Annotated in this window: 30 protein-coding genes; 12 read left to right on the top strand and 18 right to left on the bottom strand. The window is 62.6% G+C overall.

Going from position 1 to position 25,264, the window contains the following annotated elements; genetic code table 11:
• The coding region (locus tag INT12_RS10475; RefSeq protein ID WP_226926108.1) for a M10 family metallopeptidase C-terminal domain-containing protein at positions 1 to 1,334 on the bottom strand (1,334 nt) is incomplete at its 3' end.
• Positions 1,335 to 1,796: 462 nt separating this feature from the next.
• Between INT12_RS10475 and INT12_RS10470 the strand changes: the two genes are divergently transcribed.
• Entirely contained in the window at positions 1,797 to 2,678 is an 882-nt protein-coding gene (locus INT12_RS10470; RefSeq protein ID WP_193039850.1) for a LysR family transcriptional regulator, read from the top strand.
• Here the strand turns inward: INT12_RS10470 and phnN are convergent.
• Positions 2,667 to 3,230: a phosphonate metabolism protein/1,5-bisphosphokinase (PRPP-forming) PhnN gene (phnN, locus tag INT12_RS10465; protein WP_017849448.1), complete on the bottom strand. Its 564-nt coding sequence runs from the start codon at positions 3,228 to 3,230 to the stop codon at positions 2,667 to 2,669. The genes INT12_RS10470 and phnN overlap by 12 nt on opposite strands.
• Positions 3,231 to 3,725: 495 nt before the next feature.
• Here phnN and INT12_RS10460 point away from each other — a divergent pair, with 495 nt between their 5' ends.
• Positions 3,726 to 4,001, top strand: coding sequence for a DUF6124 family protein (locus INT12_RS10460; RefSeq protein ID WP_046486404.1), 276 nt, complete (start codon positions 3,726 to 3,728; stop codon positions 3,999 to 4,001).
• A 43-nt stretch (positions 4,002 to 4,044) separates the two neighbouring features.
• Here INT12_RS10460 and INT12_RS10455 read toward each other — a convergent pair whose 3' ends face one another.
• The 10 genes from INT12_RS10455 to ccmA form a co-directional block, all read right to left on the bottom strand.
• A complete protein-coding gene (locus INT12_RS10455; RefSeq protein WP_017849443.1) occupies positions 4,045 to 4,440 on the bottom strand; it encodes a hypothetical protein in 396 nt (131 codons plus the stop codon).
• A 15-nt stretch (positions 4,441 to 4,455) separates the two neighbouring features.
• Positions 4,456 to 5,640 (bottom strand): c-type cytochrome biogenesis protein CcmI, encoded by a 1,185-nt coding sequence (gene ccmI, locus INT12_RS10450; RefSeq protein WP_017849442.1) that lies wholly within the window; start codon positions 5,638 to 5,640, stop codon positions 4,456 to 4,458.
• Positions 5,633 to 6,106 (bottom strand): cytochrome c-type biogenesis protein, encoded by a 474-nt coding sequence (locus INT12_RS10445; protein WP_017849441.1) that lies wholly within the window; start codon positions 6,104 to 6,106, stop codon positions 5,633 to 5,635. Before INT12_RS10445 ends, ccmI begins: the two co-directional genes overlap by 8 nt.
• A complete protein-coding gene (locus INT12_RS10440; protein ID WP_193039851.1) occupies positions 6,103 to 6,639 on the bottom strand; it encodes a DsbE family thiol:disulfide interchange protein in 537 nt (178 codons plus the stop codon). The genes INT12_RS10445 and INT12_RS10440 overlap by 4 nt, the downstream gene beginning before the upstream one ends.
• Positions 6,636 to 8,624: a heme lyase CcmF/NrfE family subunit gene (locus INT12_RS10435; RefSeq protein WP_193039862.1), complete on the bottom strand. Its 1,989-nt coding sequence runs from the start codon at positions 8,622 to 8,624 to the stop codon at positions 6,636 to 6,638. The genes INT12_RS10440 and INT12_RS10435 overlap by 4 nt, the downstream gene beginning before the upstream one ends.
• 3 nt (positions 8,625 to 8,627) lie before the next feature.
• Positions 8,628 to 9,083, bottom strand: a complete 456-nt coding sequence (gene ccmE / locus INT12_RS10430; protein ID WP_017849438.1) for a cytochrome c maturation protein CcmE — start codon at positions 9,081 to 9,083, stop codon at positions 8,628 to 8,630.
• Positions 9,080 to 9,256 (bottom strand): heme exporter protein CcmD, encoded by a 177-nt coding sequence (gene ccmD, locus INT12_RS10425; RefSeq protein ID WP_017849437.1) that lies wholly within the window; start codon positions 9,254 to 9,256, stop codon positions 9,080 to 9,082. Before ccmD ends, ccmE begins: the two co-directional genes overlap by 4 nt.
• Positions 9,253 to 10,008: a heme ABC transporter permease gene (locus INT12_RS10420; RefSeq protein ID WP_046486406.1), complete on the bottom strand. Its 756-nt coding sequence runs from the start codon at positions 10,006 to 10,008 to the stop codon at positions 9,253 to 9,255. Before INT12_RS10420 ends, ccmD begins: the two co-directional genes overlap by 4 nt.
• Positions 10,009 to 10,098: 90 nt before the next feature.
• Complete coding sequence (gene ccmB / locus INT12_RS10415) at positions 10,099 to 10,767, bottom strand: heme exporter protein CcmB (RefSeq protein ID WP_017849435.1); 669 nt, start codon at positions 10,765 to 10,767, stop codon at positions 10,099 to 10,101.
• Positions 10,764 to 11,399 carry a cytochrome c biogenesis heme-transporting ATPase CcmA gene (gene ccmA / locus INT12_RS10410; RefSeq protein ID WP_017849434.1) on the bottom strand — a complete coding sequence of 212 codons (636 nt, stop codon included), beginning with the start codon at positions 11,397 to 11,399 and terminating at the stop codon, positions 10,764 to 10,766. Before ccmA ends, ccmB begins: the two co-directional genes overlap by 4 nt.
• 200 nt (positions 11,400 to 11,599) lie before the next feature.
• Between ccmA and INT12_RS10405 the strand changes: the two genes are divergently transcribed.
• Positions 11,600 to 13,183 (top strand): flagellar hook-length control protein FliK, encoded by a 1,584-nt coding sequence (locus INT12_RS10405; protein WP_193039852.1) that lies wholly within the window; start codon positions 11,600 to 11,602, stop codon positions 13,181 to 13,183.
• Positions 13,180 to 13,509: an EscU/YscU/HrcU family type III secretion system export apparatus switch protein gene (locus tag INT12_RS10400; protein WP_079443165.1), complete on the top strand. Its 330-nt coding sequence runs from the start codon at positions 13,180 to 13,182 to the stop codon at positions 13,507 to 13,509. The genes INT12_RS10405 and INT12_RS10400 overlap by 4 nt, the downstream gene beginning before the upstream one ends.
• Positions 13,510 to 13,576: 67 nt before the next feature.
• Here the strand turns inward: INT12_RS10400 and glp are convergent, their stop codons facing one another.
• Together glp and moaB are read right to left on the bottom strand one after the other, a co-directional pair.
• Positions 13,577 to 14,803, bottom strand: coding sequence for a gephyrin-like molybdotransferase Glp (gene glp, locus INT12_RS10395; RefSeq protein WP_193039853.1), 1,227 nt, complete (start codon positions 14,801 to 14,803; stop codon positions 13,577 to 13,579).
• Positions 14,787 to 15,326: a molybdenum cofactor biosynthesis protein B gene (moaB, locus tag INT12_RS10390; RefSeq protein WP_017849430.1), complete on the bottom strand. Its 540-nt coding sequence runs from the start codon at positions 15,324 to 15,326 to the stop codon at positions 14,787 to 14,789. The genes glp and moaB overlap by 17 nt, the downstream gene beginning before the upstream one ends.
• Positions 15,327 to 15,402: 76 nt before the next feature.
• Here moaB and mobA point away from each other — a divergent pair, with 76 nt between their 5' ends.
• Together mobA and INT12_RS10380 are read left to right on the top strand one after the other, a co-directional pair.
• Positions 15,403 to 16,005, top strand: a complete 603-nt coding sequence (mobA, locus tag INT12_RS10385) for a molybdenum cofactor guanylyltransferase MobA (protein WP_017849429.1) — start codon at positions 15,403 to 15,405, stop codon at positions 16,003 to 16,005.
• Positions 16,006 to 16,084: 79 nt separating this feature from the next.
• Positions 16,085 to 16,306: a YgdI/YgdR family lipoprotein gene (locus INT12_RS10380; protein ID WP_017849428.1), complete on the top strand. Its 222-nt coding sequence runs from the start codon at positions 16,085 to 16,087 to the stop codon at positions 16,304 to 16,306.
• Positions 16,307 to 16,360: 54 nt separating this feature from the next.
• On the opposite strand, the gene INT12_RS10375 is transcribed toward INT12_RS10380, so the two are convergent.
• From INT12_RS10375 to INT12_RS10365, 3 genes are all read right to left on the bottom strand, one after another.
• On the bottom strand, positions 16,361 to 17,251 hold the full coding sequence (locus tag INT12_RS10375; RefSeq protein WP_046486412.1) for a pseudouridine synthase: 891 nt from the start codon (positions 17,249 to 17,251) through the stop codon (positions 16,361 to 16,363).
• Positions 17,252 to 17,322: 71 nt separating this feature from the next.
• A complete protein-coding gene (locus INT12_RS10370; RefSeq protein WP_017529348.1) occupies positions 17,323 to 17,658 on the bottom strand; it encodes a hypothetical protein in 336 nt (111 codons plus the stop codon).
• A gap of 74 nt (positions 17,659 to 17,732) precedes the next feature.
• On the bottom strand, positions 17,733 to 17,969 hold the full coding sequence (locus INT12_RS10365) for a glutaredoxin family protein (protein ID WP_017849426.1): 237 nt from the start codon (positions 17,967 to 17,969) through the stop codon (positions 17,733 to 17,735).
• 152 nt (positions 17,970 to 18,121) lie between these two features.
• Between INT12_RS10365 and INT12_RS10360 the strand changes: the two genes are divergently transcribed.
• The gene (locus INT12_RS10360) at positions 18,122 to 19,852 is read left to right on the top strand and encodes a cation:proton antiporter (RefSeq protein WP_046385334.1); all 1,731 of its coding nucleotides are present in this window, start codon (positions 18,122 to 18,124) and stop codon (positions 19,850 to 19,852) included.
• Here INT12_RS10360 and INT12_RS10355 read toward each other — a convergent pair.
• Positions 19,839 to 21,047 (bottom strand): ammonium transporter, encoded by a 1,209-nt coding sequence (locus INT12_RS10355; protein ID WP_026140339.1) that lies wholly within the window; start codon positions 21,045 to 21,047, stop codon positions 19,839 to 19,841. The genes INT12_RS10360 and INT12_RS10355 overlap by 14 nt on opposite strands.
• 346 nt (positions 21,048 to 21,393) lie before the next feature.
• Between INT12_RS10355 and INT12_RS10350 the strand changes: the two genes are divergently transcribed.
• From INT12_RS10350 to INT12_RS10330, 5 genes are all read left to right on the top strand, one after another.
• Positions 21,394 to 21,708, top strand: a complete 315-nt coding sequence (locus tag INT12_RS10350) for a DUF883 family protein (protein WP_017849423.1) — start codon at positions 21,394 to 21,396, stop codon at positions 21,706 to 21,708.
• Between the two features lie 4 nt (positions 21,709 to 21,712).
• Entirely contained in the window at positions 21,713 to 22,102 is a 390-nt protein-coding gene (locus INT12_RS10345; RefSeq protein ID WP_017849422.1) for a phage holin family protein, read from the top strand.
• The gene (locus INT12_RS10340) at positions 22,099 to 22,440 is read left to right on the top strand and encodes a hypothetical protein (protein ID WP_017849421.1); all 342 of its coding nucleotides are present in this window, start codon (positions 22,099 to 22,101) and stop codon (positions 22,438 to 22,440) included. Before INT12_RS10345 ends, INT12_RS10340 begins: the two co-directional genes overlap by 4 nt.
• A gap of 92 nt (positions 22,441 to 22,532) precedes the next feature.
• Complete coding sequence (locus INT12_RS10335) at positions 22,533 to 23,696, top strand: EAL domain-containing protein (protein WP_046486414.1); 1,164 nt, start codon at positions 22,533 to 22,535, stop codon at positions 23,694 to 23,696.
• A gap of 71 nt (positions 23,697 to 23,767) precedes the next feature.
• Positions 23,768 to 25,099, top strand: coding sequence for a deoxyguanosinetriphosphate triphosphohydrolase (locus INT12_RS10330; protein ID WP_017849419.1), 1,332 nt, complete (start codon positions 23,768 to 23,770; stop codon positions 25,097 to 25,099).
• Positions 25,100 to 25,264 lie beyond the last annotated feature (165 nt).

The raw sequence follows: 25,264 nt of genomic DNA, 5'->3' as shown, positions 1-25,264 counted from the left end.
GGCACAGACTGAACGTCAGGCTGCGCCCCATCCCACCGTACATCGCCAGGCTTGATCTGCCCCTTGCTGTTGATCACCATGTCCGCGTTGCCCGTCCCCTTCAGATCAATGGCCAGGCTCGCCCCCCCCGTACTGGCATCGTGTTTGAGCACCGCTTCACCGGCGCGGCCGCTGAACCGATCGGTAAACACCAGGGCGCGCACACCTGCCGCTTTTAACGCACCCGAGACGTCGATCTTATCGGTACCGCTGGTGAAGTCCTCAATCAGGTCGGGGCTCTGTGCGGCGGAGTCGCTGACGTTATCGTAGACAAACGTATCCGCGCCGCCGCCGCCCCTCAACGTGTCGGCGCCGGCACCGCCCTTGAGGCGGTTGGCCGCATCATTGCCGATCAAGGCATCACGACCGGCACCGCCGATCGCGTTTTCAATAACACATCCCTTGGCGACGGACACATTGCCCTTCAAGCCGCCCACGTCAGAGAACGACTCCGCATTCAGATCGACCTTCTGATCCTGGGAAAACCCGGAAAAATCCAGCGTATCCACACCACCACCATCCCACACACAGAACACCGGTTTGTCCCTGGCGCTGGTAAGGCTCATCACTTCGCGCTCGGTATTGGAGTTGAAACCATAGACGGTGTCGGTCTTGCGGGTCTGGTGGTTGGCGCCATACAAGCGTTGCGCCGCGGCGATATCGTCCATCATCGGGGCAGACGGATTGAGCGATCTGAAGTCATGACCGGATTGATGGCGTTCCGACCAGTAACTCATCACGGTGCGTGCCTTGGTGTCCTGCGCATAGACCGCGCCGTTTTGGTAGTTGGCACCGTCGCCGTTATAGCGTCCCGGATGTTGCAGGCCAATAGCGTGACCGATTTCATGAATAGCCGTGACCGAAAAGTGACTGCCCAGCGCAGGCGAAGCCGCCCCGCCCCGGGTGCCGATCGTGGCCGCTGTCCGATTCGTGGAACCATGAGGTAAGTCGGCAACCCCCCGGTCGCCGCGAGGGTTGTTGTGGATACTGAGCGCTCCGTCCGTACCGTTTGACTGCTCGCGGAAATTGATATTGGCCACATCCTGCCAGGCTTGCACTGCCTGGTGCACGCGCTGTTTCTGCTGGGCGGTGAAACTCGCGTCGACCGTGTAGTGCAAGTCGATCTTCTGATCGCCGTTACGGTCACGGAAACGATGATTTTCCCGCGTGATTTGTTTGGCCGCCTGGTCCGTCGTAAACGACGGTTTCTTCGAGGCCCCGGCACCAAACGGGCCGGGGTCCGATATCGGAAACCCCATGCGGGAAGTTACAGAAAACAGATCAGGTCCATTCATTGTGCGGCACTCGTATTATTAATGAATACACAAGAACACCGAATCGAATCGATCCGGAGATTAAGTATCAATAACCGCGAGCCGCGTTAAACCAGGCTCATCGTTATCACCGATAATCTCGCACAGTGAAAAATAGCGGACCAACACTATTTTAGTTTCAGCTGAAACAACCACACGCCGCGTAACATGCAGTCAGACAACCAGGATTTTATTTGCAATTTAAACATCCAACCACACAACCGACTCACCAATACCGGGTTGCTTTTACAATAAAAAAACAAATTCTAAACAAATACCCGTCACTGGCTTACTTCAATTCCCGTCAGACAAAGACATATCCACTTAAGCTTCTTCACTGCGATAAACCCCGCCTGGGAGCGGGTGACAAGCCATAGCCATTCCCCGTAGGCTTGTGCGCCGTACTGCATCGCGATGCGCTCAATCACAAGCAAGGGACACCCGATGGACCGCCTGACCGCCATGGAAACCTTCGTCCACGTTGTCGAAACCGGCTCGTTCTCCGCCGCCGCCAAACGCCTGGGCATCGGCCAGCCCGCGGTGTCGAAGAGCGTCGCGCAGTTGGAAGCGCGCCTGGCGGTGCGCTTGGTAATGCGCTCAACCAGGGGCCTGACGCCGACCGAAGCGGGCCTGGCGTATTTCGAAAAAGCCAAGCGCGCCATCGATGAGGCCAACGAGGCCGACGACGCTGCCCGCAGCGCGGGCGCCGGGCTGTCGGGTAACTTGCGCATCAGCGCCGCCGTGACCTTCGCCAGCCTGCATATCCTTCCGCACCTGGGGCCGTTCCTGGAGCAGTACCCTGGGTTGAACATCGATGTAGTACTCGACGACCACAGCCTCAACCTGGTGGAAGAAGGCATCGACGTCGCCCTGCGCATGGGCAACCTGAGCGATTCGGGGCTGACCGCACGCAAGATCGGGGCGTCGCCCTGCCATATCCTGGGCACCCCGGCCTACTTCGAACGCTTCGGCGAACCCGCCACGCCAGCCGATCTGCTGCGACACCAGGCGGTCATCTACACCCAGGGCGAGGGCGCGCGCTGGACATTTACCCGAGACGCCCGCGAATACCCGATCGTCGTCCATGGCCGCTTGCACATCACAGCGGCGGAAGGGGTACGCGCGGCTGTGCTGAACCACTTGGGCCTGACCCTGGCATCGGCCTGGATGTTCGCGCCGGAACTGGCCAGTGGCGCGGTGAAGCCGGTGCTGACCGACTGGCATTTGCCGGCGCGGGACTTATGGGCCGTGTTTCCGACAGGGCGGATGGCGAGTGCCAAGGCGCGGGCGTTTGTGGAGTATGTGGAACGGTTGTCAACGCGCTGACGGGTCCAGGTAGCGCAGCAAACACTCGACCGTATGTTCCAGCGGGCCGGAGTTATCCAGCACGAGCAACCCCGCCCCCATGCCGGCCAGCAGCTGTGCCGTAAACCGTGCATTACGCGCCAGGCGCGCATCGATATCCGCCACCGACTCACGCCCCCGCGCCAGCAAGCGCTGGCGCAGCGCCGCCTGATCGACACTCAGCAACACCACCAGCAACGCCGGGTAACGCTCGCGGGCCTGCGCCAGGTGGGCACGGGAGCCGTTGACCAGCACATCCTCCCCCGCCGCCAGCCACGCGTCGATGTCCGTGGGTATGCCATAGGACAACCCATTGGCCTGCCAACTCAACGCAAACGCGCCTTCGGCTTGCATCGCGACAAACTGCTCGGCGCTCACCCCCTGTGCCGCCTCGCCCACCGCTTCCGCCGAGCGCGTAATCACCCGACGCACAATGCGGCAGCCACGTTCGGCCAAACGTGGTCGTGCAGCGTCCAACAGGCTGTCCTTGCCCGAACCCGATGGCCCGATGAGATAGATCAACCTGCCCGCCATCAATACACCCTCTTCGCTTGTCTGCAGATTTGTTGCATGACCGACTACGTTTCACGGCGGCGGCCACAGTATCGAATTGTGACGCGCTACGCACTCGGTCAGGCGTGCGCGTCAGCAGATAGAAAACAGAAAGTAGAACATTCCGAACCTTCACTCAGTTAAATACTTAGGATTATTCCGTCAAGATATAGAACTCATCGCACAAATAAATTCAGCCAAGACTTTTCCTACAACTTCTGTGGCTTGCAGTTGTTAGAACGCACCATTAGCCTCTCGCAATCGCTGCTCATCAGCGATCGGGTTTGGTCGCCCGTGTGAGAATGGCGCACAGTGCCGCGCAAGCGGCATTATTGTGTTCGCGTTATGGCGAGCTGTGCGTGGGAGGGCTGCGGCCCTGCCGGGTTTCCATTCCCTGGTCGACCAACCTGCGTACAGCTCGCCACCCTTCTGCTTGGTCGCGGATGTGGTGAGCTCCACTGAATGGAGATTTACTGCATGAAAAAAGTCACGCCAAATCCCCCGTCATCCCCCTCGGCTGATAACCCGCAAACGCCCTCTGAAATCATCTTCACCGTTCGCTCCGGTCTCAGCACCGAAGCGGCCTTGAGCAATGCCAGCGAGATGCTTGAATCAGCGACGACCTGTGCGTATGACTGCGCTGAGCACCTTGATGGCTCAAGCCGTAAGCAGGTGTTGGCGGTGGTGCAGATGATGGAGATTGCACAGTTATTGGTGGATGCGGCGCTGGATCACGAGTGTCCAGTGGACTGACAGGCTGCAGGCATGAAAAAGGCGACCCAAAGGTCGCCTTCTGTCACTGCGCGTACTGCTTGCTCAACCCCGGCGGTACGCCATGCACGTCGGTCTCTTCCCACGGCCCGTCCGGGCTGATGGAGCGGCTCCAGCCGTTGCTCCAGCGGTAGTAGGTGCGCTGGCGGTAGAAGGTGTCGGGCTGGTCTTCCAGCACATACACCTGCATCTTGCCGTCCCAGTGGCTGGCCGCGCCGGGTGGCGGGGCGAAGGTCGGCGACTTGCTCGGTGGCGCTTTCGCGGGTGCGGTGACCGGGCTGGAGGGCCTGGTGGCTGGCTTGGTCGAGGGGCCCGATGGGGGAATGGTCGGGCCGGTGGGTGCCGGAGGTGGGCGGTGGACCGCACAAGCGCTCAAGCCCAATACCAGGCTGAGCAGGGTGATGCGTGCAAGGGCGGTCATAGGCGTTTCCTCGAATTACTTGTCCGGACTGTCGATGGTCAGCTGCTGCAGCGCAGTGGTGGTGCTGGCCAGGGGTTGGCTGCGGCCGATCCACTCGCCAGTGGTCGGTTGACCGGCCCGGGATATGCGCGCAACCAGTTGGACTTCAGGGAAGTTGGACAGTTTCAACTGCGGCATCATTGCGTCGGCATCGCCCAGTTCGACGGTGACCGGCAGGTCGGCGACGGTCACACGCTTGGCCGCCAGCGGCGCCGGCGGGCCGGAGACAGCGCGAGCGAAGATGAACACGCTGTCGCTTGGCAGGGCCTTGGCCTTGATGTCGGCGGAGAGGTCCACGCGCACTTTCATCACGGCTTTTTGGGCGACGGTGCCACCGCTCGCTTTCAGCCGCTCTGCCGCGCGGTCGATCCCGCCTTGCAGGGCGACGCGGGAGTTGTCTTCGGGCGGCAGTTGCGCCAGCAGGCGGCTCCAGTAATCGATCGCCTCCTGGTAGCGCTGGCCTTCAAAGGCCGCGATGCCAAGCAGACCGAGGCTGGTGACTTCTCGCGGGTCGAGCTTGAGGGCTTCGTCGGTCAGGGCCTGGACCTTGGGCGACCACTGCTTGTTGTCGGCGAAGTACTGGGCCTGGGCCCACTGGCCCAACAGCTCCGGCTGGCGCCCGGCCAGGGCCACGGTGCGCTCGAAGACCTTGGCGGCATCGGCGGAGCGGTCCTGGGCCATGTAGGCGCGACCGAGGAAGTACAAGCCTTCTGCCGAATCCGGCTGGGCGGCCGCGGCCCGTTCCAGGCGGTGGGTCATGTCTTCCATGGACACCGGTGGCTGGGAGAATTCGCGGGTCAGTTCGACCTTGTCGCTGGCACCGAAGTGCAGGTACAAGCCAATGCCCAGCACGGGCACCAAAACCGCTGCGAGCAACGGCAGCGGCTTGCCCAGGCGCGATTCGCGGGGCTTTTCCAGGCCTTCGGTGTCGGCCAGCAATTCGCGCGCGGCTTCGGCGCGGCCGGTGTCGAGTTGCGTAGCGTTGAGCACGCCTTCGTCCTGCTGGGTTTGCAGTTCGGCCACGCGTTCTTGATACAGCGCCACGTTCAGCGCGGTGCGATCCTCTTCGCGCTGGGCACGACGGCCGCGCAACACAGGGATCAACAGGAAACTCAGGGCAATCAGAAGCAGCAAACCGGCTGCGAGCCAGAAATCAATCATCAGTCTTGGTGTCCAGCAATTGGTCGAGGCGTTGGCGCTCGTCGGGGGATAGCGCGTCGGAACCATCGGTAGGGGCGGCGCGGCGACGGCGGACGATCACCACCATCACCACCATGCCAGCCAGCAGCAGCCCGGCGGGGCCGAACCAGAGCAGTGCGGTCTTGCCGGTGAGGGCCGGTTTGTAGCGCACGAAATCGCCGTAGCGGTCGACCATGAAGTCGATGATCTGCTGGTTGTCCTTGCCCTCCCCCAACATGCGGAAGATCTCTTTGCGCAGGTCGGCGGCGATGGGCGCGTTGGAGTCGGCGATGTCCTGGTTCTGGCACTTGGGGCAGCGCAGTTCCTTGGTCAGTTCGCGAAAACGCTCACGCTCGGCGTCGTTGGCGAATTCGTAGGTGTCGATGGCGGCGTGGGCCACGCCCGCCAGGCCCAGGGCCAATACGGCAGCAGCTAACCAGCGCTTCATGGCTTGGCCTCGTCGACCAGGGCCTGGTACTTGGCGGCCAGTTGTTCGCGCCAGACCACTTCATCGATGACGCCGACATACTTGTCGCGGATCACGCCATTGGCATCGATAAAGAAGGTTTCCGGGGCGCCGTAGACGCCGAGATTCAACCCCAGGTTGCCGTCTTCATCGCGGATATCCAGCTGGTACGGGTTGTGGAATTCCGCCAGCCACTTCAAGGCCGCCGCATTGTCGTCCTTGTAGTTGATGCCGTAGATCACCACGCCGTTCTCGGCGAGTTTGTTCAGCACCGGGTGTTCTACGCGGCAGGAAATGCACCAGGTACCCCACACGTTGACCAGCGCCGGCTTGCCCAGCAAATCGGCCTGGGTCAGGGTCTTGTCGCCCTGCACCGTCGGCAGGGAAAACGCCGGGAACGGCTTGCCGATCATGGCCGAGGGCAACTCGGCCGGGTCCAGGTACAACCCGCGATACAGGAACACCGCCACCAGCAGAAACAATGCCAGCGGCACGACCATCAACCAACGCTTCATACCGCCGCTCCTTGCAGGCCCAGGGCTTCACGCACCCGGCTCTTGACCTTGACCCGATAGCGCCGGTCCAGCGCCGCGAGCACACCACCCAGACCGGTGAGCAAACCGCCGAACCAGATCCAGCGCACGAACGGTTTGACATGCACGCGCACCGCCCAGGCACCTTCGCCCAGCGGCTCACCCAGGGCGACGTAAAGGTCACGGGTGAAACCGCCGTCGATCCCGGCTTCGGTCATCATCGAACTCTGCACGGTGTACAAGCGTTTTTCCGGGTGCAGCACGGCGACTTCCTTACCGTTGCGGACTACGCGCACGGTGCCTTTGTCGGACGTGAAGTTCGGCCCTTCGAAGTGCTTGGCGCCTTCGAAGATGAAGTGGTAACCGGCCAGGTCCATGGACTCGCCGGGGGCCAGGCGCAGGTCACGCTCGGCGCTGTTCTGGCTGGAGAGCACCACGCCGAGGGCACACACGGCGATGCCGATGTGCGCAATCTGCATGCCCCAATAGCTGCGGGTCAGGGTGGGCAGGCCTTTGATCAGGCCTTTGTGACGGGTCTTGTCGACGATGTCGCGCATGCCGGCCAGCAATACCCAGGCGGCGAGCATGAACGTGGCGAGGACCGCCCAGTTGAAATCGCCATAAGCGATACCAGCGATCACGGCCAAGGCGGCGCTGCCCAGCAGCACCGGGGTCAGCATGCCCACCAGCCATTTCACTGGGGTGTCTTTCCAGCGCACCAGCACGCCGACGGCCATTACCACCATCAACAAGCCCATCAACGGAATGAACAAGGCGTTGAAATACGGCGGGCCGACCGACAGCTTGGCGCCGGTCAGCGCATCCAGCACCAGCGGGTACAGGGTGCCGAGCAGGATCATCGACGCGGCCACCACCAGCACGAGGTTGTTGCCCAGCAACAGGGTTTCCCGCGACCACAGGTTGAAGCCGACCTGGCTCTTGACCACCGGCGCGCGCAGGGCAAACAGGGTCAGGGAACCGCCGACCACACACAGCAGGAACATCAGGATGAACACACCGCGGGCAGGGTCGGACGCAAACGCGTGAACCGAAGTCAGCACGCCCGAACGCACGAGGAAAGTGCCGAGCAGGCTGAGGGAAAACGCCGCGATGGCCAGCAACACCGTCCAGCTCTTGAACACGCCGCGTTTTTCGGTGACGGCCAGCGAGTGAATCAGCGCCGTACCCACCAGCCATGGCATGAAGGACGCGTTTTCCACCGGGTCCCAGAACCACCAGCCGCCCCAGCCGAGCTCGTAATAGGCCCACCACGAACCCAGGGTGATCCCGATGCCGAGGAAGGCCCAGGCGACGATGGTCCATGGCCGCGACCAGCGCGCCCAGGCCGCATCGAGGCGCCCGCCGAGCAAGGCGGCGATGGCGAAGGCGAAGGCCACGGAGAAACCCACGTAGCCCATGTAGAGCATCGGCGGGTGGACGATCAGGCCGATGTCCTGCAGCAGCGGGTTGAGGTCATGCCCGTTCACCGGAATCTGCGGCAAGATGCGGCTGAACGGGTTGGACGTCATGATCAGGAACAGCAGGAAGCCGACGCTGATCATGCCCATCACTGCCAGCACCCTGGCCAGCATGACTTGCGGCAGTTGCCGGGAGAAGATCGACACGGCGAAGGTCCAACCGCCGAGGATCAGGGCCCACAACAGCAGCGAACCTTCGTGGGCGCCCCACACGGCGCTGAACTTGTAATACCAGGGCAAGGCGCTGTTGGAGTTGCTGGCCACATAGGCGACGGAAAAATCGTCGGTCATAAAGGCGTAGGTCAGGCAACCGAACGCGAACACCAGGAAGGCAAACTGGCCCCAGGCGGCCGGCTGCGCCAGGCTCATCCACAGGCGGTCGCCGCGCCACGCGCCGAGCAACGGCACCACGGCCTGGACGATGGCGAAGCACAGGGCGAGGATCATCGCCAAATGGCCCAGCTCCGGAATAAACAGTGCGGACGTCATCACTTAGCCCTCCTTGGCTGGAGTTGGAGCGGTTTGGCCGCTGTCTTTCAACGCTTTGGTGACTTCCGGCGGCATGTATTTCTCATCGTGCTTGGCCAGTACTTCATCGGCCACCACCACGCCATCGGCATTCAGTTTGCCCAGGGCGACGATGCCCTGGCCTTCGCGGAACAGGTCCGGGAGGATGCCGCGATACGTAATGGTCACGGCCTTGTTGAAATCGGTGACTACGAAGGTGACGTCGAGAGAATCGCCGGAGCGTTTCAACGAGCCCTTCTCCACCATGCCGCCGGCGCGGATGCGCGTGTCCAGCGGTGCTTCGCCGTTGGCGATCTGGGTTGGGGTGTAGAACAGGTTGATGTTCTCCCGCAGGGCGCTCATCGCCAGGCCCACGGCAATACCGACGCCGGCCAGAATGGCAAGGATGATCAACAGACGCTTTCTACGCAGCGGATTCACTTTTCGGTCTCCCGGCGCAGACGACGCGCCTCTTGTTGCAGGTAACGCTTGCGGGCCAGGATCGGCACGGCAACGTTGAGGGCCAGTACCGCCAGGCAGATGCCATAGGCCGTCCAGACATACAGGCCATGGTGGCCCATGGCGAGAAAATCACTGAAAGAAGCAAAACTCATCCACGCGCTCCCAGGCTGCTCTGCACTTCGGCCTTGACCCAACTGGCGCGGGCTTCACGCTTGAGCACTTCAAGGCGCATCCGCATCAGCAGCACAGCGCCGAAGAAGCAGTAGAACCCCAGCACCATCAGCAACAGCGGCGCCCACATTTCCACGGGCATCGCCGGTTTTTCGGTGAGGGTGAAGGTGGCGCCCTGGTGCAGGGTGTTCCACCACTCCACCGAGTATTTGATGATCGGGATGTTGATCACACCGACAATCGCCAGCACCGCACAGGCCTTGGCGGCGCTGTCACGATTGCTGATCGCGTTGCCCAGGGCAATCAGACCGAAGTACAGAAACAGCAGGATCAACATGGACGTTAGTCGCGCATCCCACACCCACCACGAGCCCCAGGTGGGTTTGCCCCAGATCGCGCCGGTGACCAGCGCCACGGCGGTCATCCACGCACCGATGGGCGCGGCGCATTGCAGGGCGACGTCCGCGAGTTTCATCTTCCACACCAGGCCGACGATGCCGCACACCGCCAGCATCACGTAGCAGGACTGGGCCAGCATTGCGGTAGGCACGTGGATATAGATGATGCGAAAGCTGTTGCCCTGCTGGTAATCCGGCGGCGCGAAGGCCAAGCCCCAGACCAGGCCGAGGCCGATCAGCACTACGGCGGCGATGCTCAACCACGGCAGCAGCTTGCCGCTGATGCCGTAAAACCATTTGGGCGAGCCGAGCTTGTGAAACCAGGTCCAGTTCATTGCTGTTTCCATCACGGTTGCGTCTTGTGTTTGCAAGAAGCGTAGGGTCTTTCTTATGTTGAAGAACGGGTTACGCGTAACCCGACTTCATTATTCGCCGACGCTGATCTTCAGGCCGGCGGCTATGGCAAAGGGTGTCAGGGTTACCGCCAGGGCGGTCAGGCTGCCAAGCCACAGGAGGTAACCGGTCGCCGGCATGCCCATGAGCGCGGCTTGCAAAGCGCCGCTGCCGAGGATCAACACCGGGATATACAAAGGCAGAATCAACAAGGCCAGCAGCAGGCCGCCGCGTTTCAAACCCACCGTCAGCGCCGCGCCCACCGCTCCCAACAGGCTGAGCGCCGGCGTGCCGAGCAACAAGGACATGAGCAATACCGGCAGGCATTCACTGGGCAACCCTAGCATCATTGCCAGCAACGGCGAGAGCAACACCAGCGCCAGGCCGGAAAACGCCCAGTGTGCCAGTACCTTGGCCAATACCAGAAGTGGCAGGGGGTGCGACGAAAGGACCCACTGTTCCAGGGAACCGTCCTCGAAATCACTGCGAAACAGCCCGTCCAGCGAGAGCAACACGGACAAAAGGGCCGCCACCCACACCAGTCCCGGAGACAAGGTTTGCAACAGTTTAGTCTCGGGGCCGACCGCCAGCGGGAACAACGCGATGACAATCGCAAAGAACACCAGCGGATTGGCCAGTTCGGCCGGGCGCCGGCACAACAGCCGCGCCTCGCGGGCCACCAACAGCGCGAACACACTCATACCGACCACCGCCCCAGGTCCAGCTCGCGGTAACCGGCGGGCAGGCGCGTCAGGCTGTGGTGCGTCGTCAGCACGACGAGGCCGCCCTGCTCACAATGCCGCGCCAGATGTTCTTCCAACTGGGCGACACCTTGTTTGTCGAGGGCGGTGAAGGGTTCGTCGAGAATCCACAGCGGCGGGCCGGGCAGATACAGGCGCGCCAGGGCCACACGGCGCTGCTGGCCGGCCGACAAGGTGTGGCAGGGCACATCTTCGAAGCCCTTGAGGCCGACGGCGGCGAGTGCCTGCCAGATCGCCTCGCGGCTGGCCGGATGATGCAGGGCGCTGAGCCAACTGAGGTTTTCCTCGGCGCTGAGCACGTCTTTGATCCCGGCGGCGTGGCCGATCCAGGTGAGGTTGCGGGCCAGCTCGGTGCGTTGTTCGTTCAGGGGCTTGCCGTTGAGCCGCACTTCGCCCGCCGTGGGCTGCATCAACCCGGCCAGCAAACGCAGGAGGCTGGTCTTGCCGCTGCCGTTGGGCCCGCTGATCTGCACCATGTCACCGCCCGCCAGGCGCAGGTCGAGGTGCTCGAACAGCAGGCGCAGGTCGCGTTCACAGGCAAGCGCTACGGCTTCAAGAAGAGGGCTGGTCAAAAGATCGCGGGCCTTTACGGTTCAAGTCGGCGGTGCTGCGGCCGTTATAGAAAGGAGCACAATAACGGCTTTGGCGACCGATTTTAGAGAGCTGGATCAAATAGTTGTGAGGTTTTTACCGCTCTCATGGCAGACGGGCCGCATTATACATGCGATGCCCTACGCTAAAGAGGGCTATTTCCCCTGAGACGACACGCACGATGACCGGTGAGATCAACCTTCCTACGCTTTCTCCTGCCCCGACAGCCGGGCCGGCCCCTGCGCCGGCGCCAGCAACCGGTGAGTTGCTGAAACTGCTGGAGCCGCAGATCGGCTTGATCGACCCGGGAAAAACCGCGAACGCCGAAGTCATCGCACTTAAACAAGGCGGCGAAGCCTTTCAGTTGCTGCTCAAATTGACCCTCGACGGTGGCCGCCAGACGCTGGTGCAGGCCAGCAGCCCGCAACCCTTGCCGCTGGGCAGCAATGTGGCGGTGAGCCAGACGCCCGCCGGCAACCTGACCCTCAGCCTGCAGCAGGCCTTGAGCGCCAACGTCGCCGCCCTCACCCGCATCGACACCACACAAATGCCGGCGGGCACCTTGCTGCAAGCCAAAGTCCTGACCAGCCAAGCGCTGCCCCAAGGCACCACGCAACCGACGATCTACCGTTCGTTAGTGACAGTCCTCAACAGCGCCCTGGCCGGCACGACCCTGACCCTGGAAAGCCCGCAACCGCTACGCGTCGGCAGCCTGCTCAGCGCCGTGGTACAGGACACGCAGACCCTGAACTTTGTGCCCTTGAGCGGGCTCAAGGATCAACTGGCCGTGACCCAGCAACTCGCCACCCAGCAAAGCCGCCAGGGCTCGTTGGATGCGGTGTTCACCGCGTTGCAACGCCTGCCCCAGGACGACAGTACGTCCGTCGAACTGCGCTCGGCCGCCACGCGGCTGCTCGCGGCATTGCCCGACCTGGCACAGGTCAGCAATCCCAAGGTGCTGGCGCAAGTCATCCAGAACAGCGGCACGTTTCTTGAAGCCAAGTTGCTGGCCGGGCAAAACCCGCAAATTCCACCGCTGGATATGAAAGGCGCGCTGTTGCGCCTGGTCGCCGATCTGCTGCCCGCCCTGCCCGTCAGCACCAACCTCACTGCCATCCTCGCCGCCAACACCCTGGCCCAGATACTGCCCAACTTCGTGCGCAGCCCGCTAAACACCCTCGGGCAGATCAGCGCCCGCCAGGCACCCGCCGGTTTTCCATTGCCGGAGCGGCTGATGCAACGCCTGGAAGGCGAAGGCGACCTGGAAAACCTGCTGCGCCTGGCCGCCGGGGCCATCTCGCGGTTACAGAGCCATCAGCTGTCGAGCCTGGAACAGACCGGCACCACCGCCGACGGCCGCCTGCAAACCACCTGGCAGCTGGAAATCCCCATGCGGACCCTGCAGGACATCGTGCCGCTGCAGGTCAAGTTCCAGCGCGAAGAGCCCGCGCAGGACAAGGACCAGCCTGAACGCAAGGACAAAAAAGACCCCAAGCAGATGCTCTGGCGCGTGGAACTGGCCTTCGACATGGAGCCGCTGGGGCCGTTGCAGGTCCAGGCGCAGTTGTCGCAGGGCAAACTGTCGAGCCAGTTGTGGGCGACGCGACCGTTCACCGCCAGTTTGATCGAAAGTCACTTGGGCAGTTTGCGCGAGCGCCTGGTGACGTCGGGCATCAATGTCGGCGACCTCGACTGCCACCTCGGCACGCCGCCACGCGGGCCGAAAACCGGATTGGAGCAACGCTGGGTGGACGAAACCGCATGAACAACGCCAACCCACCGCGCCAGGCCATCGCCCTCAAGTATGACGGCCAACAAGCGCCGACCCTGACCGCCAAGGGCGACGATGCCCTGGCCGAAGCGATCCTCAAGCTGGCGCGGGAAAACGAAGTGCCCATCTATGAAAACGCCGAGCTGGTGAAGCTGCTGGCGCGCATGGAACTGGGCGACAGTATCCCGGAAGAGTTGTACCGCACGATCGCCGAGATCATTGCGTTTGCCTGGACGCTGAAGGGCAAGTTTCCGGCGGGGTACGACCCGCACGCCGCGCCGGTCGAGCGCGATGTCACCGAGCGTGGCGACGACTACTGAGTAGCCCCAGACAAACAACAATCCAAATGTGGGAGGGGACTTGCCCCCTCCCACATTCAGATCGGCTTCAGTTCAGGACTTCGCTCAGGGGAATGAAATTCACCCGGTCGCCCATCGCCAGCGTCGTCCCTTCCAGCACCTCCACCAACCCTTGCGCCCACGCCGCGCTGCGCAGCACGCCGGAGCTCTGGTTGCGATAGATGACCGCCTTGCCCTGCTCGATGCGCCCGCGCAAATATTCGCGGCGGTTGCCCGGTTTGGGCCAGACGAACCCCGCCGGCACCTCGAACCGCAGCGGCTCGACCTCCGCCACACCTTGGCGGCGCAGCAGATAGGGGCGTGCCAACAGGGCAAACGTCACCAGCGTCGACGCCGGATTGCCCGGCAGGCCGATCACCGGCACGCCACGGAAATGGCCGAAGGTCAGCGGCTTGCCCGGTTTGATCGCGAGCTTCCACAAGGCCAGCTCGCCTTCTTCACGCAGGGCAATGCCGAGAAAATCCGCCTCGCCCACCGACACACCGCCGGTCGACAGAATCAAGTCAACCGCGCCCAGGCCCGCCAGACACGTGCGCGTCTGGTCCAGGTCATCGGGAAGAATGCCCGCATCGATCACTTCGCATCCCAGGCGCTCCAGCCAACTACACAGCACGCGACGGTTGCTGTTGTAGATCTCCCCTGGGCCGAGGGGCAGGCCGGGCTCGATCAACTCATCGCCGGTGGACAGCACCGCGACCCGCACGCGGCGCACCACGGCCAATTGGTCAAGACCGAGGGACGCAGCCAGGCCGAGTTCGATCGGCCCCAAGCGCGTGCCCGCGGTCAGCACCACTTCGCCGACGGTGGTTTCCTGCCCTTGCGGGCGAATGTTCTGACCGATATGCAACGGCTCGGTAAAACTCACACGCGCGTCGGCGTGGACCACGGCGTTTTCCTGCATTTCCACGCAGTCCGCGCCTTGCGGCACGGGCGCCCCGGTGAAGATGCGTGCGCAGGTGCCGGCAGCCAATGGCGCGGGGGCCTGACCGGCGAAGATGCGCTGGCTCACCGCCAACGGTTCGCCCGTCCAGTCCGCCAGGCGCACGGCATAACCGTCCATGGCGCTGTTGGGCCACGGCGGCAGATCTAGGGTGGAGATCAAATCCTGCGCCAGTACGCGGCCATCACCCGCGGCCAGGGGCAATACCTGCTGCTCGCGAATCGGCGCGGCCTCGGCCATCTCGAGCAAGCGTTGCAGGGCTTCTTCCACCGGCATCAAGGCGCCGGTCTTGCCCGGCTTATCCACGGGATTCACAGGGTTCGGCCTGCTTCAGGTGCGGTACGAAGTTGCAGGGGCGGTGACGGTTGTCCAGTTGCTCAGCGAGGATGCCGTCCCAACCGGTACGCACGGCGTTGGTCGAACCCGGCAGGCAGCACACCAGGGTGCCGTTCGCCAGGCCGGCCAGGGCGCGGGATTGCACGGTGGAGGTGCCGATGTCGGCCACGGAGATCTGGCGGAACAGCTCGCCAAAGCCATCGACCTGTTTGTCGAGCAGGCAGCTCACCGCTTCGGGCGTGCTGTCACGGCCGGTGAAGCCGGTGCCGCCAGTGATCAGCACGACCTGCACCACGTCTTCGGCGATCCAGTGGGCCACCTGCGCGCGAATCTTGTAGAGGTCGTCCTTGAGCAGCACGCGCTCGGCCAGGAGGTGGCCGGCGGCGATCAGGCGGTCGACGAAAACCTGGCCCGAGGTGTCGGTGTCCAGGGTGCGGGTGTCGCTGACAGTCAGTACAGCGATATTCAGGGGTACAAAGGGCGCATCTGCCTTGGCTTTCATGGCACGGTCCGGTTGTCGAAGGAACAGCCCGATGTTATATCACAGGCCCCTATTTACCTGCCGCTGCGGAACCCCCATGCCCGACGATTCTTCGCCTCTGCCCTGTTCGATTCTGCTGTTGGCCGGTGGCCGCGGCCAACGCATGGGCGGACAAGACAAAGGCTTGCTGGAATGGCAGGGCCAACCATTGATCGCGCACTTGCACCACCTGGTGCGCCCACTGACCGACGACCTGATCATCTCGTGCAACCGCAACCCGGACCGCTACACGCCGTATGCCGACCAGTTGGTGAGTGACGACAGTACGGATTTCCCCGGGCCGCTGGCCGGTATCCGCGCAGGCTTGAACGCCGCCCGCCATGAGCACTTACTGATTTTGCCGTGCGATGTGCCGCATCTTGACGCTCGACTGCTCGCCGACCTGCGCAAGACGGCGCAGCGCAATCCGCGGCTGCCGGTGATGGTGCGCCACGGTGAATTCTGGGAACCGTTGATCTGCATCATCCCCACCCACCTGCAAAGCGCGGTAGAACAGGCCTGGCAAGCCGGTGAGCGCAGCCCGCGCAAGATCTTCCTGCAGTTGGGGGGCATCGGGCTGGAATGCCCGGCGGATGATCCGCGCCTGGCCAACCTGAACACGCCTGCGCTGTTACACACCAAGCCTGGCGTGTCAGAATGAACCCCACACAAGGAACTTTGTCGACGCGCCACGCGTCACACAGTCAGCAATCAAAAAGAATTCTCTTGGAGACACACTCATGACTCAACGGACCATCGCCGCTTTCATGCTTGCACTGGGCCTCGCTACCCTTGCCGGTTGCGCCTCGCCAACAGTGATCACCCTGAATGACGGTCGCGAAATCCAGGCTGTCGATACCCCGAAATACAATGAAGATACGGGTTTCTACGAATTCGAACAGCTTGACGGCAAGCGCACCCGCATCAACAAGGATCAAGTGCGTACCGTTAAAGACCTGTAAGCCGCAACGCTTGCATACAAGGCCCGCCTCGCGCGGGCCTTGTCGTTTCTGCGGTTACCAGTCGAGCGTGATCTGGCTGCGGAAACTGCGTTCTGCACCCGTGACCGGATCGATAAAACGCACCCCCTGGGCGAGCAGCTTCAAGGGATTGGCGTAGTCGTCCACGGCATCCTTGATCACTTCGGGGTAGAACGGGTCATTGCAGATGCTCGCGCCGAGCGCCGTCATGTGTACACGCAACTGGTGCTTCTTGCCGGTCACAGGGAACAGCCCATAGCGCCATAAGTCGCCGTGGGTTTCGCGCACTTCCACGGCCGTTTCGGTGTTGCTGGCGCCTGGCCCTTCCTGCATGCGAAAGAACGGCTCGCCATCCACCAGACGGCTTTTGTGGACCAGCGGGAAGGTCAGGTTCGGCAAGGCCGGGGCGATGGCCTCGTAGAACTTGTCGATTTGACGCGTGGGAAACAACTGCTGATAGGCCGAGCGGCTTTGCGGGTTGGCCGAGAACAGCACCAGCCCCGCCGTATGCCGGTCGATGCGGTGCAGGGGCACCAGGGACGGGTTGTCCAGGCGGCGGATCAGGCGGCGCAACAGGGTTTGCTCGACATACTCACCCGCCGGGGTGACGGGCAGAAAGTGTGGTTTGTCCGCCACCACCAAGTGTTCGTCGGCGTACAGGATAGTTTCCTGCACCGGGATGACTTTTTCGTTCGGCACTTCGCGGAAGTAGTAGATGCACAAGCCTTCCTTGTAGGCCAGGTCCAGGCGGATCGGGCTACCCTGCAGATCCAGCACCCGGCCACGGGCGATGCGGTCCAGCCACTGCGCGCGGCCGATCGCCGGGAAATGCTCGCACAGGCAGTCGAGCACCGTCGCCCAAGGGCCAGGCGGCAAGTACAAGGTGCTGGCTTGATGCTGGGACGCGGAAAAACCGGAAGTGGACATGCGGATGCTCGAAGCCTGGGAAACAGGCCGGCATTATCCCGCATGGAGCGGGATTGAGCCTAGGGCGGATCTCAGGCCTTGGCCAATTGCGCCCGCAGAATCGGCGAAGCACTGGCGGCCTCGGTAAATTCCTTGAGCCAGCGCAGCACGTCCACCGCTTCCCAACGGCCCGGATCATATAGCGCGTACAGCAAGCCCTGGTAACCCACCACATCCAACTGCTTGTGATAACCGGCGCGCTGGAACAGCGCTTCGATCTCGGCAAAGCAGGTATTGAAATGCACTTTGTTAAACGGCGTCTTGCCTTCCGTGACCAGGCCGTCGAGGCGCAGCTCGTTCACCGCATCGCGCACGACGTCGGCGGACATGCGATTAACGCTGCTTTTCAGTTGTTCAACATTCACCACGGGCGTTCCCTCTATTCAATCGCTGTACAAACATACAGTAACCCAATATTGAGAAAGCTGCCATCGCCCAAGCGCTAGAATAGGAAGGCCACCACCTGCTCCGTGTCGAACGGCCACCCCAGTTCAGCCCCGGTATCCACCCGGCGCAGCACCGGAATCGTTAGGCCATAGGCTTCAAACAAGGCTTCGGAATCGGCAATATCCACCAGCTCAACCAGCAACCCATGTTCGACCAACGGCATGATTTCTGCTTCGGCGAGCTCACACAGATGGCAACCCAACGTAGTGAACAACTGGCATTCAGGAGGCATGACGACAGGACCTGATCAGGAATAGGCGCCCATTTTAGGCCGACTCTATAGCGCTGGCGAGCCGATAAACCCTGACCCAGATCACCATGGCCTATAACTGATTCAGCGATTCTCGCGGCTTTTTGTCCGCTCGCCCTGCAACGGAGATGCTTGTGTTCGCCAACCTGCTGATCATTCTGGCCTCATCCCTGGTGGTGATTGCGCTGTTTCGCCGGCTGCAATTGCCGCCCGTGCTGGGCTACCTGTGCGTGGGCCTGGCCGTGGGGCCGACCGCCCTCGACTGGGTGAATGACAGCGAAAACCTGCCCGACCTCGCCGAGCTGGGCGTGGTATTCCTGCTGTTTTCCCTTGGCCTGGAGTTCTCCCTGAGCAAGATGTTCGCCCTGCGCCACGTGGTATTTGGCCTGGGCAGCTTGCAAGTGCTGGGCTGCGGGTTGCTGCTGGGGGGCCTGTTGATGGCCTTTGGCGTGTCGCCGAACATCGCCCTGATGCTCGGTGCGGGACTGGCGTTGTCGTCCACGGCCATTGTCAGCAAAGAGCTGAGCAGCCTCGGGGAAATCTTCAGCAGCCACGGTCAGAACGCGATTGGCGTGCTGCTGTTCCAGGATGTAGTGGCGGTGTTGCTGCTGACCCTGGTGCCGGTGTTCGCCGGTGGCAGCGAGCAGGCCTGGTACTGGGCGCTGCCGTTGACGCTGGCCAAGACATTGTTGTTGTTCGTCGGCCTGTTGCTCGCCAGCCGCTGGTTATTGCCGCGTCTGTTCCATGAAGTCGCCGCCTCCCATTCGGCCGAGCTGTTTGTGCTGCTGGCGCTGGTGATCGTGTTGCTGACCGCCTGGCTCACGCACTTGCTGGGCCTCTCCCCGGCGCTTGGCGCGTTCCTGGCCGGCATGCTGCTGGGGGAAAGCCATTACCGGCATCAGATCGAAGCGGATATCCGGCCGTTTCGCGACATTCTGCTGGGGCTGTTTTTCGTCAGCATCGGCATGCTCATCGACCTGCAACTGTTCATCAGCCACAGCCTGCTGATCCTCGGCCTGACCTTCACGCTGATGCTGACCAAGGGCTGCGTGGTCGCGGCGCTGGTCAAACTGCGCGGCAGCGACCGCGAAACTGCCTGGCGCAGCGGCCTGGCCCTGGCCCAGGGCGGCGAGTTCTGTTTTGCGCTGATGGCGCAGATGCAACAGAGCCGGCTGATACCGGATGAGTTCAACGGCTTGCTGCTGGCCGCCACCTTCTGTTCGATGCTGCTGACCCCGCTTTTACTGCGCGCAGCGCCGGGCATTGCCCTGCGCCTGCACCGCAAACCCAACCAGCAGGTGCAACTCGAAGCCATCACCGCGCTCAACGCCGAGTTACGCGACCATGCGGTGATCTGCGGCTATGGCCGCGTCGGGCAATCCATCGGGCGCTTTCTGCACCACGAACAACAGGCGTTTATCGCCCTGGATGACAACCCGGAACGGGTGCAGGAAGCCGCCACCGAAGACAACAGCGTGCATTACGGCGACTGCCGCCGTGGCGCCCTGCTCAGCGCGGTCGGCCTGGAGCGGGCGCGGCTGGTGGTGATCGCCGTGGATAACACCGAAGTCGCCCTGCTGGTGCTGAAGGAAGCCCGCCGGATCAACGCCGACGTACCGATCCTGGTACGCACCCGCGACGACAGCCAATTAGCCGAACTGAAAGCCGCGGGCGCCAGCGAAGTGGTGCCCGAGCTGCTGGAGTCGAGCCTGATGCTCGCCTCCCACGCCCTGATCCTGCTGGGCCTGCCGGACCAGCAGGTGCAAGCGCGGGTCGATGAGGTGCGGCACAACCGCTACCGTCTGCTGCACGGCTTCTACCCGCGGGCGGCCCCTGACGAAGAGGCGCCGATCAATCCTGACTGATCGCACCGATCTTGTGGATCGACAGGTCCGCGCCGTAGTACTCCTCTTCCTGGCTCAGGCGCAGCCCGTGTACGCGCTTGATCACGCCATACACCAGCAGGCCGCCGGCAAACGCCACCAGCACACCCAACGCGGTGCCGATCAATTGGCTGATCAGGCTGACCCCGCCCAACCCGCCAAGGGCGGTCTGGCCGAAGATGCCGCAGGCAATGCCACCCCACACGCCACACAGGCCATGCAACGGCCAGACACCCAGCACATCGTCGATCTTCCAGCGATCCTGGGCGGCAATGAAGCACCACACAAACAAGCCACCGGCGACAACCCCCGTGACCAATGCGCCCACCGGATGCATCAGGTCGGAACCGGCACAAATCGCCACCAGCCCGGCCAGCGGGCCGTTGTGCAGGAAGCCGGGGTCATTGCGGCCAATCACCAGCGCCGCAACCGTACCCCCGACCATGGCCATCAGCGAGTTGACCGCCACCAGGCCGCTGACGCCGTTCAGGGTTTGTGCGCTCATCACGTTAAAGCCGAACCAGCCGACAATCAGAATCCACGAGCCCAGCGCCAGGAACGGGATGCTCGACGGCGCAAACGCGACCAGGCGCCCTTCGCGATAACGCCCGTTGCGCGGCCCGAGCAACAGCACCGCCGCCAACGCCAGCCAGCCGCCCATGGCATGCACCACCACGGAACCGGCGAAGTCATGGAAGCTGGCACCGAAGGTCGCGAGCAACCAAGCCTGCACGCCGAAATTGCCGTTCCACACCATGCCTTCGAAAAACGGGTAGATAAACGCCACGATCAGCGCGGTAGCGCACAGTTGCGGAACAAATCGTGCACGCTCGGCAATGCCCCCGGAAATGATCGCCGGAATCGCCGCGGCAAAGGTCAGCAGGAAGAAGAACTTCACCAGACCATAGCCGTGATCGGCACTGATCACCGCCGCCGGTTGCATGAAGCTCACGCCATAAGAGATCCAATAGCCTATAAAGAAATAGGCCAGGGTGGAGATCGCGAAGTCACTGAGGATTTTCGACAGGGCGTTGACTTGGTTCTTCTGACGCACGGTGCCGACTTCGAGGAAGGCAAAACCGGCGTGCATGGCCAAAACCATGACCGCACCGATCAGAATGAACAGGGTGTTGGAGCTGTGGACGAGGGTGTCCACTGCGCTTTGCAGATTTTCCATGGAGGTTGGCAGGCCTGCGATAAAGGCAAAAAGCACCAAAGCGGTTCAAGCCGGCGTTTCGCGCACTAAATTGGCACCACCGGCTCCGCCCCTCTTCTGAGGGCGTGAACCGCTTTAGCGCAGCGATCAGCACAATCGGCCATTCCCGACAGGGTTTTTCCGCGAGTTTCAGTTATATAGGGTAAGGTTTTCACCGGTTTGCGGCCCAACCGCCCAGATTCAGCGCAGCCCCAGGGGCCTGCGCACCAAGGCAAAGCAAAAGCTGTACCAGACATTTGCAATGAACCTTCACCGATACCGGTGACTCGAAACCACACGTACCGATCAGCCACTCACGGAGATAACCATGGCCAGTAAAACAGCACAGACGGCTCAAGAAATACTGATGGCGGATTTTCAAACGCTGGTCAGTGATACTGAAAAGTTGCTGGACGACACCGCCATCCTGGCCGGCGACCAGGCCGACGAGCTGCGCGCCAAGATCCACGACAGCCTGCTCAAGGCCCGTGAAACCCTGCAACTGACCGAAGACTCCCTGCGCGACCGCAGCAAGGCCGCCGTCACCGCGACCGAAGATTATGTGCAGGCCAACCCTTGGCAATCAGTGGGCATTGCCGCCGGCGTGGGCTTCTTGATCGGTCTGTTGGCTACAAGGCGCTAATCCTATGTCTATCGGCGAATCCGGCTCGTCCACGGGCCCAAGTTCAACGTCCCGACGCCTGGGCGCAGCCGTACTGGGCTTGCTGCACAGCCATGTCGAACTGTTCGGCATCGAGCTGCAGGAGCAGAAAGCGCGCACCGTCAGCCTGCTGCTGTTTGCCGGGCTGGCCCTGGTGTTTGCCCTGCTGTTGCTGGTGGGGTTGTCGACATTGGTGATGATTCTGGTGTGGGACACCGGCTACCGCCTGACCGGAATCATCTGCCTCTGCGTGTTCTATACCCTGGCCGCTGCATTCTGCGGTGTGCGCTTGAAGGCGGCGGTGTTCGATGAGTCCACGCCGTTCCACGCCACCCTCGAAGAGCTGGCCAATGACCGGGAGCGCCTGCTGCCATGAGCCTGACTGAAATCCCACCCACCAACTCGCGCCGGGAAATGCGCAAGGCATTGATCCGCCTGCGCATGGAAATGCACCGCCAGGAAATCCGCCACGAGTCCCAGCAACTGATGGCGCCCCTGAATAAGGTGCGCAACATGGGCCAGCACTGGCAGGACAGCCTGGGCATCAAGCATGCGCCGCTGTGGGGCGTGGCCGCAGTGACGCTGATCGGCTTCTTTACCGGCAAGGGCGCCAAGGGCGGCAGTCTCAGCAGCCTGACCCGCCTGGTGCGACTGGGCGCCGGTTTGATCCCACTGATCAAATTAGCCATGCAGGGCGCCTCACGCAAAGGTTGAGGCTTGCTGGCTGCATTCTTGCAAACAGAATCGGCCCGGCCCTCGTCAACGAGGGCCGGGCACTTTGTTGCCAACGTTTTTAAGGAGGCCCCGTGATCGACGGGCAACCGCTCGCCTGCTTCCAACCCTTCATCGACACCGCCACCGGGCGCATCGCCGGCGTCGAGGCTCTCGGCCGCCTGCGCCAGGCTGACGGTCGCCTGCTGTCGGTCGGCCCGTTGTTCGCCGACCCGCGCACCTCAGGCGTGGCCTTGCGGCGCCTGGACCGGCAGATCCGCGACAACGCCTTGAGCCGTCTGCACGAGGCACCGCAGGACTGGTTTCTGAGCCTGAATATCTCACCGCGCTGGATCAATCGCCTGCGTGCCGGCCAGGCCCTGCCCAGTTTGCAACAGGTGCAGGCCCACGGCGTCGATCCACGGCGCATCGTGTTCGAGATCACTGAACTGGGCGGCGATATCCAGCGCCTGGCCGACGTGGTGGCGCGCTATCGCGAGGCCGGCGCGCGCATCGCCATCGATGACTTCGGCGCCGGTTATTCGCAGCTCGACCGCGTGCTGGCGTTGCAGCCGGACATTCTCAAGCTGGACATGCGCCTGTTTCAGGAGGCCGCCAAAGGGGGCCCCAGCAGTGAAGTGGTGCGGGCACTGGCGCAAATGGCGGAAAAAACCGGCTGCTGGATCATTGCCGAAGGGGTGGAGACTGAGGCGCAGTTGAGTTTTGCGCTGGAATGCGGCTCGCGGTATGTGCAGGGTTATCTGTTTGCCCAGGCGCAACTGGACTGGTTCGCCGCCGATGCTTTCGTGCCGCGCTTCGCCCAACTGCGTGGCGCCTACGTGCAGAAAAAACTCGCCGAACGCGGACGCATCATGCAATTGCGCCAACAACTGGCCGAACTGATGAAAATCCTCCAGACCTGGGCCCAGGGCCAGGCGCCGCTGAGCCATTTGCCGCAATTGCCGGATTATCCCTGGCTGCTGCGGTTCTACCAGTGCGACCGGCATGGCACCCAACTGACCCCCAATTTCGAATGGCGCCAGGACGCCTGGCAAGCCGACAGCCGCTACCTCGGCCACAATTGGTCGTGGCGCCCGTATTTTTATCATCTGCTGGCCGAAGGCTGGGACGAGCGCCGCTTGACGCTGTCTTCGACCTACCGCGACGCCACCACCAACCAGTATTGCCTGACCGCCGGACAATTCTTCGATAACGGTCAGCGCTTGCTGTTAATCGATATCGACGCGGTCGGCCTGTAGATTTTCGCTTGCCCCGCCCACCCGGAACCGGGAAGCTGGGCGAGTCATTCACCGCACGGAGAGTACCCGCCTTGGATTGGCCCACCCTGCTGACTCGCGAACGTCTTGGAAAGCCCCTGCACAGCCCGGAAGAATTGGGCCGTAGCCCGTTTCACAAAGACCATGACCGCATCATTTTCTCCGGCGCGTTCCGCCGCCTGGGGCGCAAGACCCAAGTCCACCCGGTGTCGAGCAACGACCATATCCACACCCGTCTGACCCACTCCCTGGAAGTCAGCTGCGTCGGCCGCTCCCTCGGCATGCGCGTGGGCGAAACCCTGCGCAGCGCCCTGCCCGAGTGGTGCGACCCGAGCGACCTGGGCATGGTGGTGCAATCGGCCTGCCTGGCCCATGACATCGGCAACCCGCCCTTCGGGCACTCCGGCGAAGACGCCATCCGCCATTGGTTCCAGCAGGCCGCCGGGCGCGGCTGGCTGGACGACATGAGCGTGGCCGAGCGCAATGACTTCCTCAATTTCGAAGGCAACGCCCAGGGCTTCAGGGTGCTGACCCAGCTGGAATACCACCAGTTCGACGGCGGCACGCGGCTGACCTACGCGACCTTGGGCACCTACCTGAAATACCCGTGGACCGCCCGCCATGCCGACTCCCTGGGCTACAAGAAACACAAGTTCGGCTGCTACCAGAGCGAATTGCCGATCCTTGAGCAGATCGCCCACAAGCTCGGCCTGCCGCAGCTGGAAGAACAACGCTGGGCGCGCCATCCGCTGGTGTACTTGATGGAGGCCGCGGACGACATCTGCTACGCGCTGATCGACCTGGAAGACGGCTTGGAAATGGACTTGCTGCAATATGCCGAAGTCGAGTCGCTGCTGCTCGACCTGGTCGGCGACGACCTGCCGCAAACCTACCGGCAACTGGGCGCCCAGGATTCACGGCGGCGCAAACTGGCGATCCTGCGCGGCAAAGCCATCGAACACCTGACCAACGCCGCCGCACGCGCTTTCGTCGAACAACAGGACGCCTTGCTCGCCGGCACCTTGCACGGTGATCTGGTCGAGCATATGCACGGCCCCGCCAAGCGCTGCGTGCTGGATGCCAAGGACATGGCGCGCAAGAAAATCTTCCAGGACAAGCGCAAGACCCTGCATGAAATCGGCGCCTACACCACCCTGGAAATCCTCCTCAACGCCTTCTGCGGGGCGGCGCTTGAACAGCACGGCGGGCGCACGCCGTCGTTCAAGAACCGGCGCATCCTCGACCTGCTGGGCAACAGTGCCCCCGACCCGGCCTGGTCGCTGCACGCCTCGTTCCTGCGGATGATCGATTTCATCGCCGGCATGACCGACAGCTACGCCACCGAGATGGCGCGGGAAATGACCGGGCGTTCCAGCCCGCAATAGATGACTGATCCAGCTGCCTGTTGCCTGAACAGAATCTACCTACGAAGGGAACAGAGCGGCCTGATCGAATCAGTACAAACACCCGATGAATAATCACGCACGCTCTTAAAGGGCATAGGGCGCCTTCCTACGCCCCGCCCAATCGCCGCTTGACTCACCGTGTGC

The sequence above is a fragment of the Pseudomonas sp. K8 genome, from assembly GCF_014889455.1.
GTDB lineage: Bacteria > Pseudomonadota > Gammaproteobacteria > Pseudomonadales > Pseudomonadaceae > Aquipseudomonas > Aquipseudomonas veronii.
Note: the sequence above shows the minus strand (reverse complement) of the source record. Positions and strands in the feature narration are given on the sequence as shown.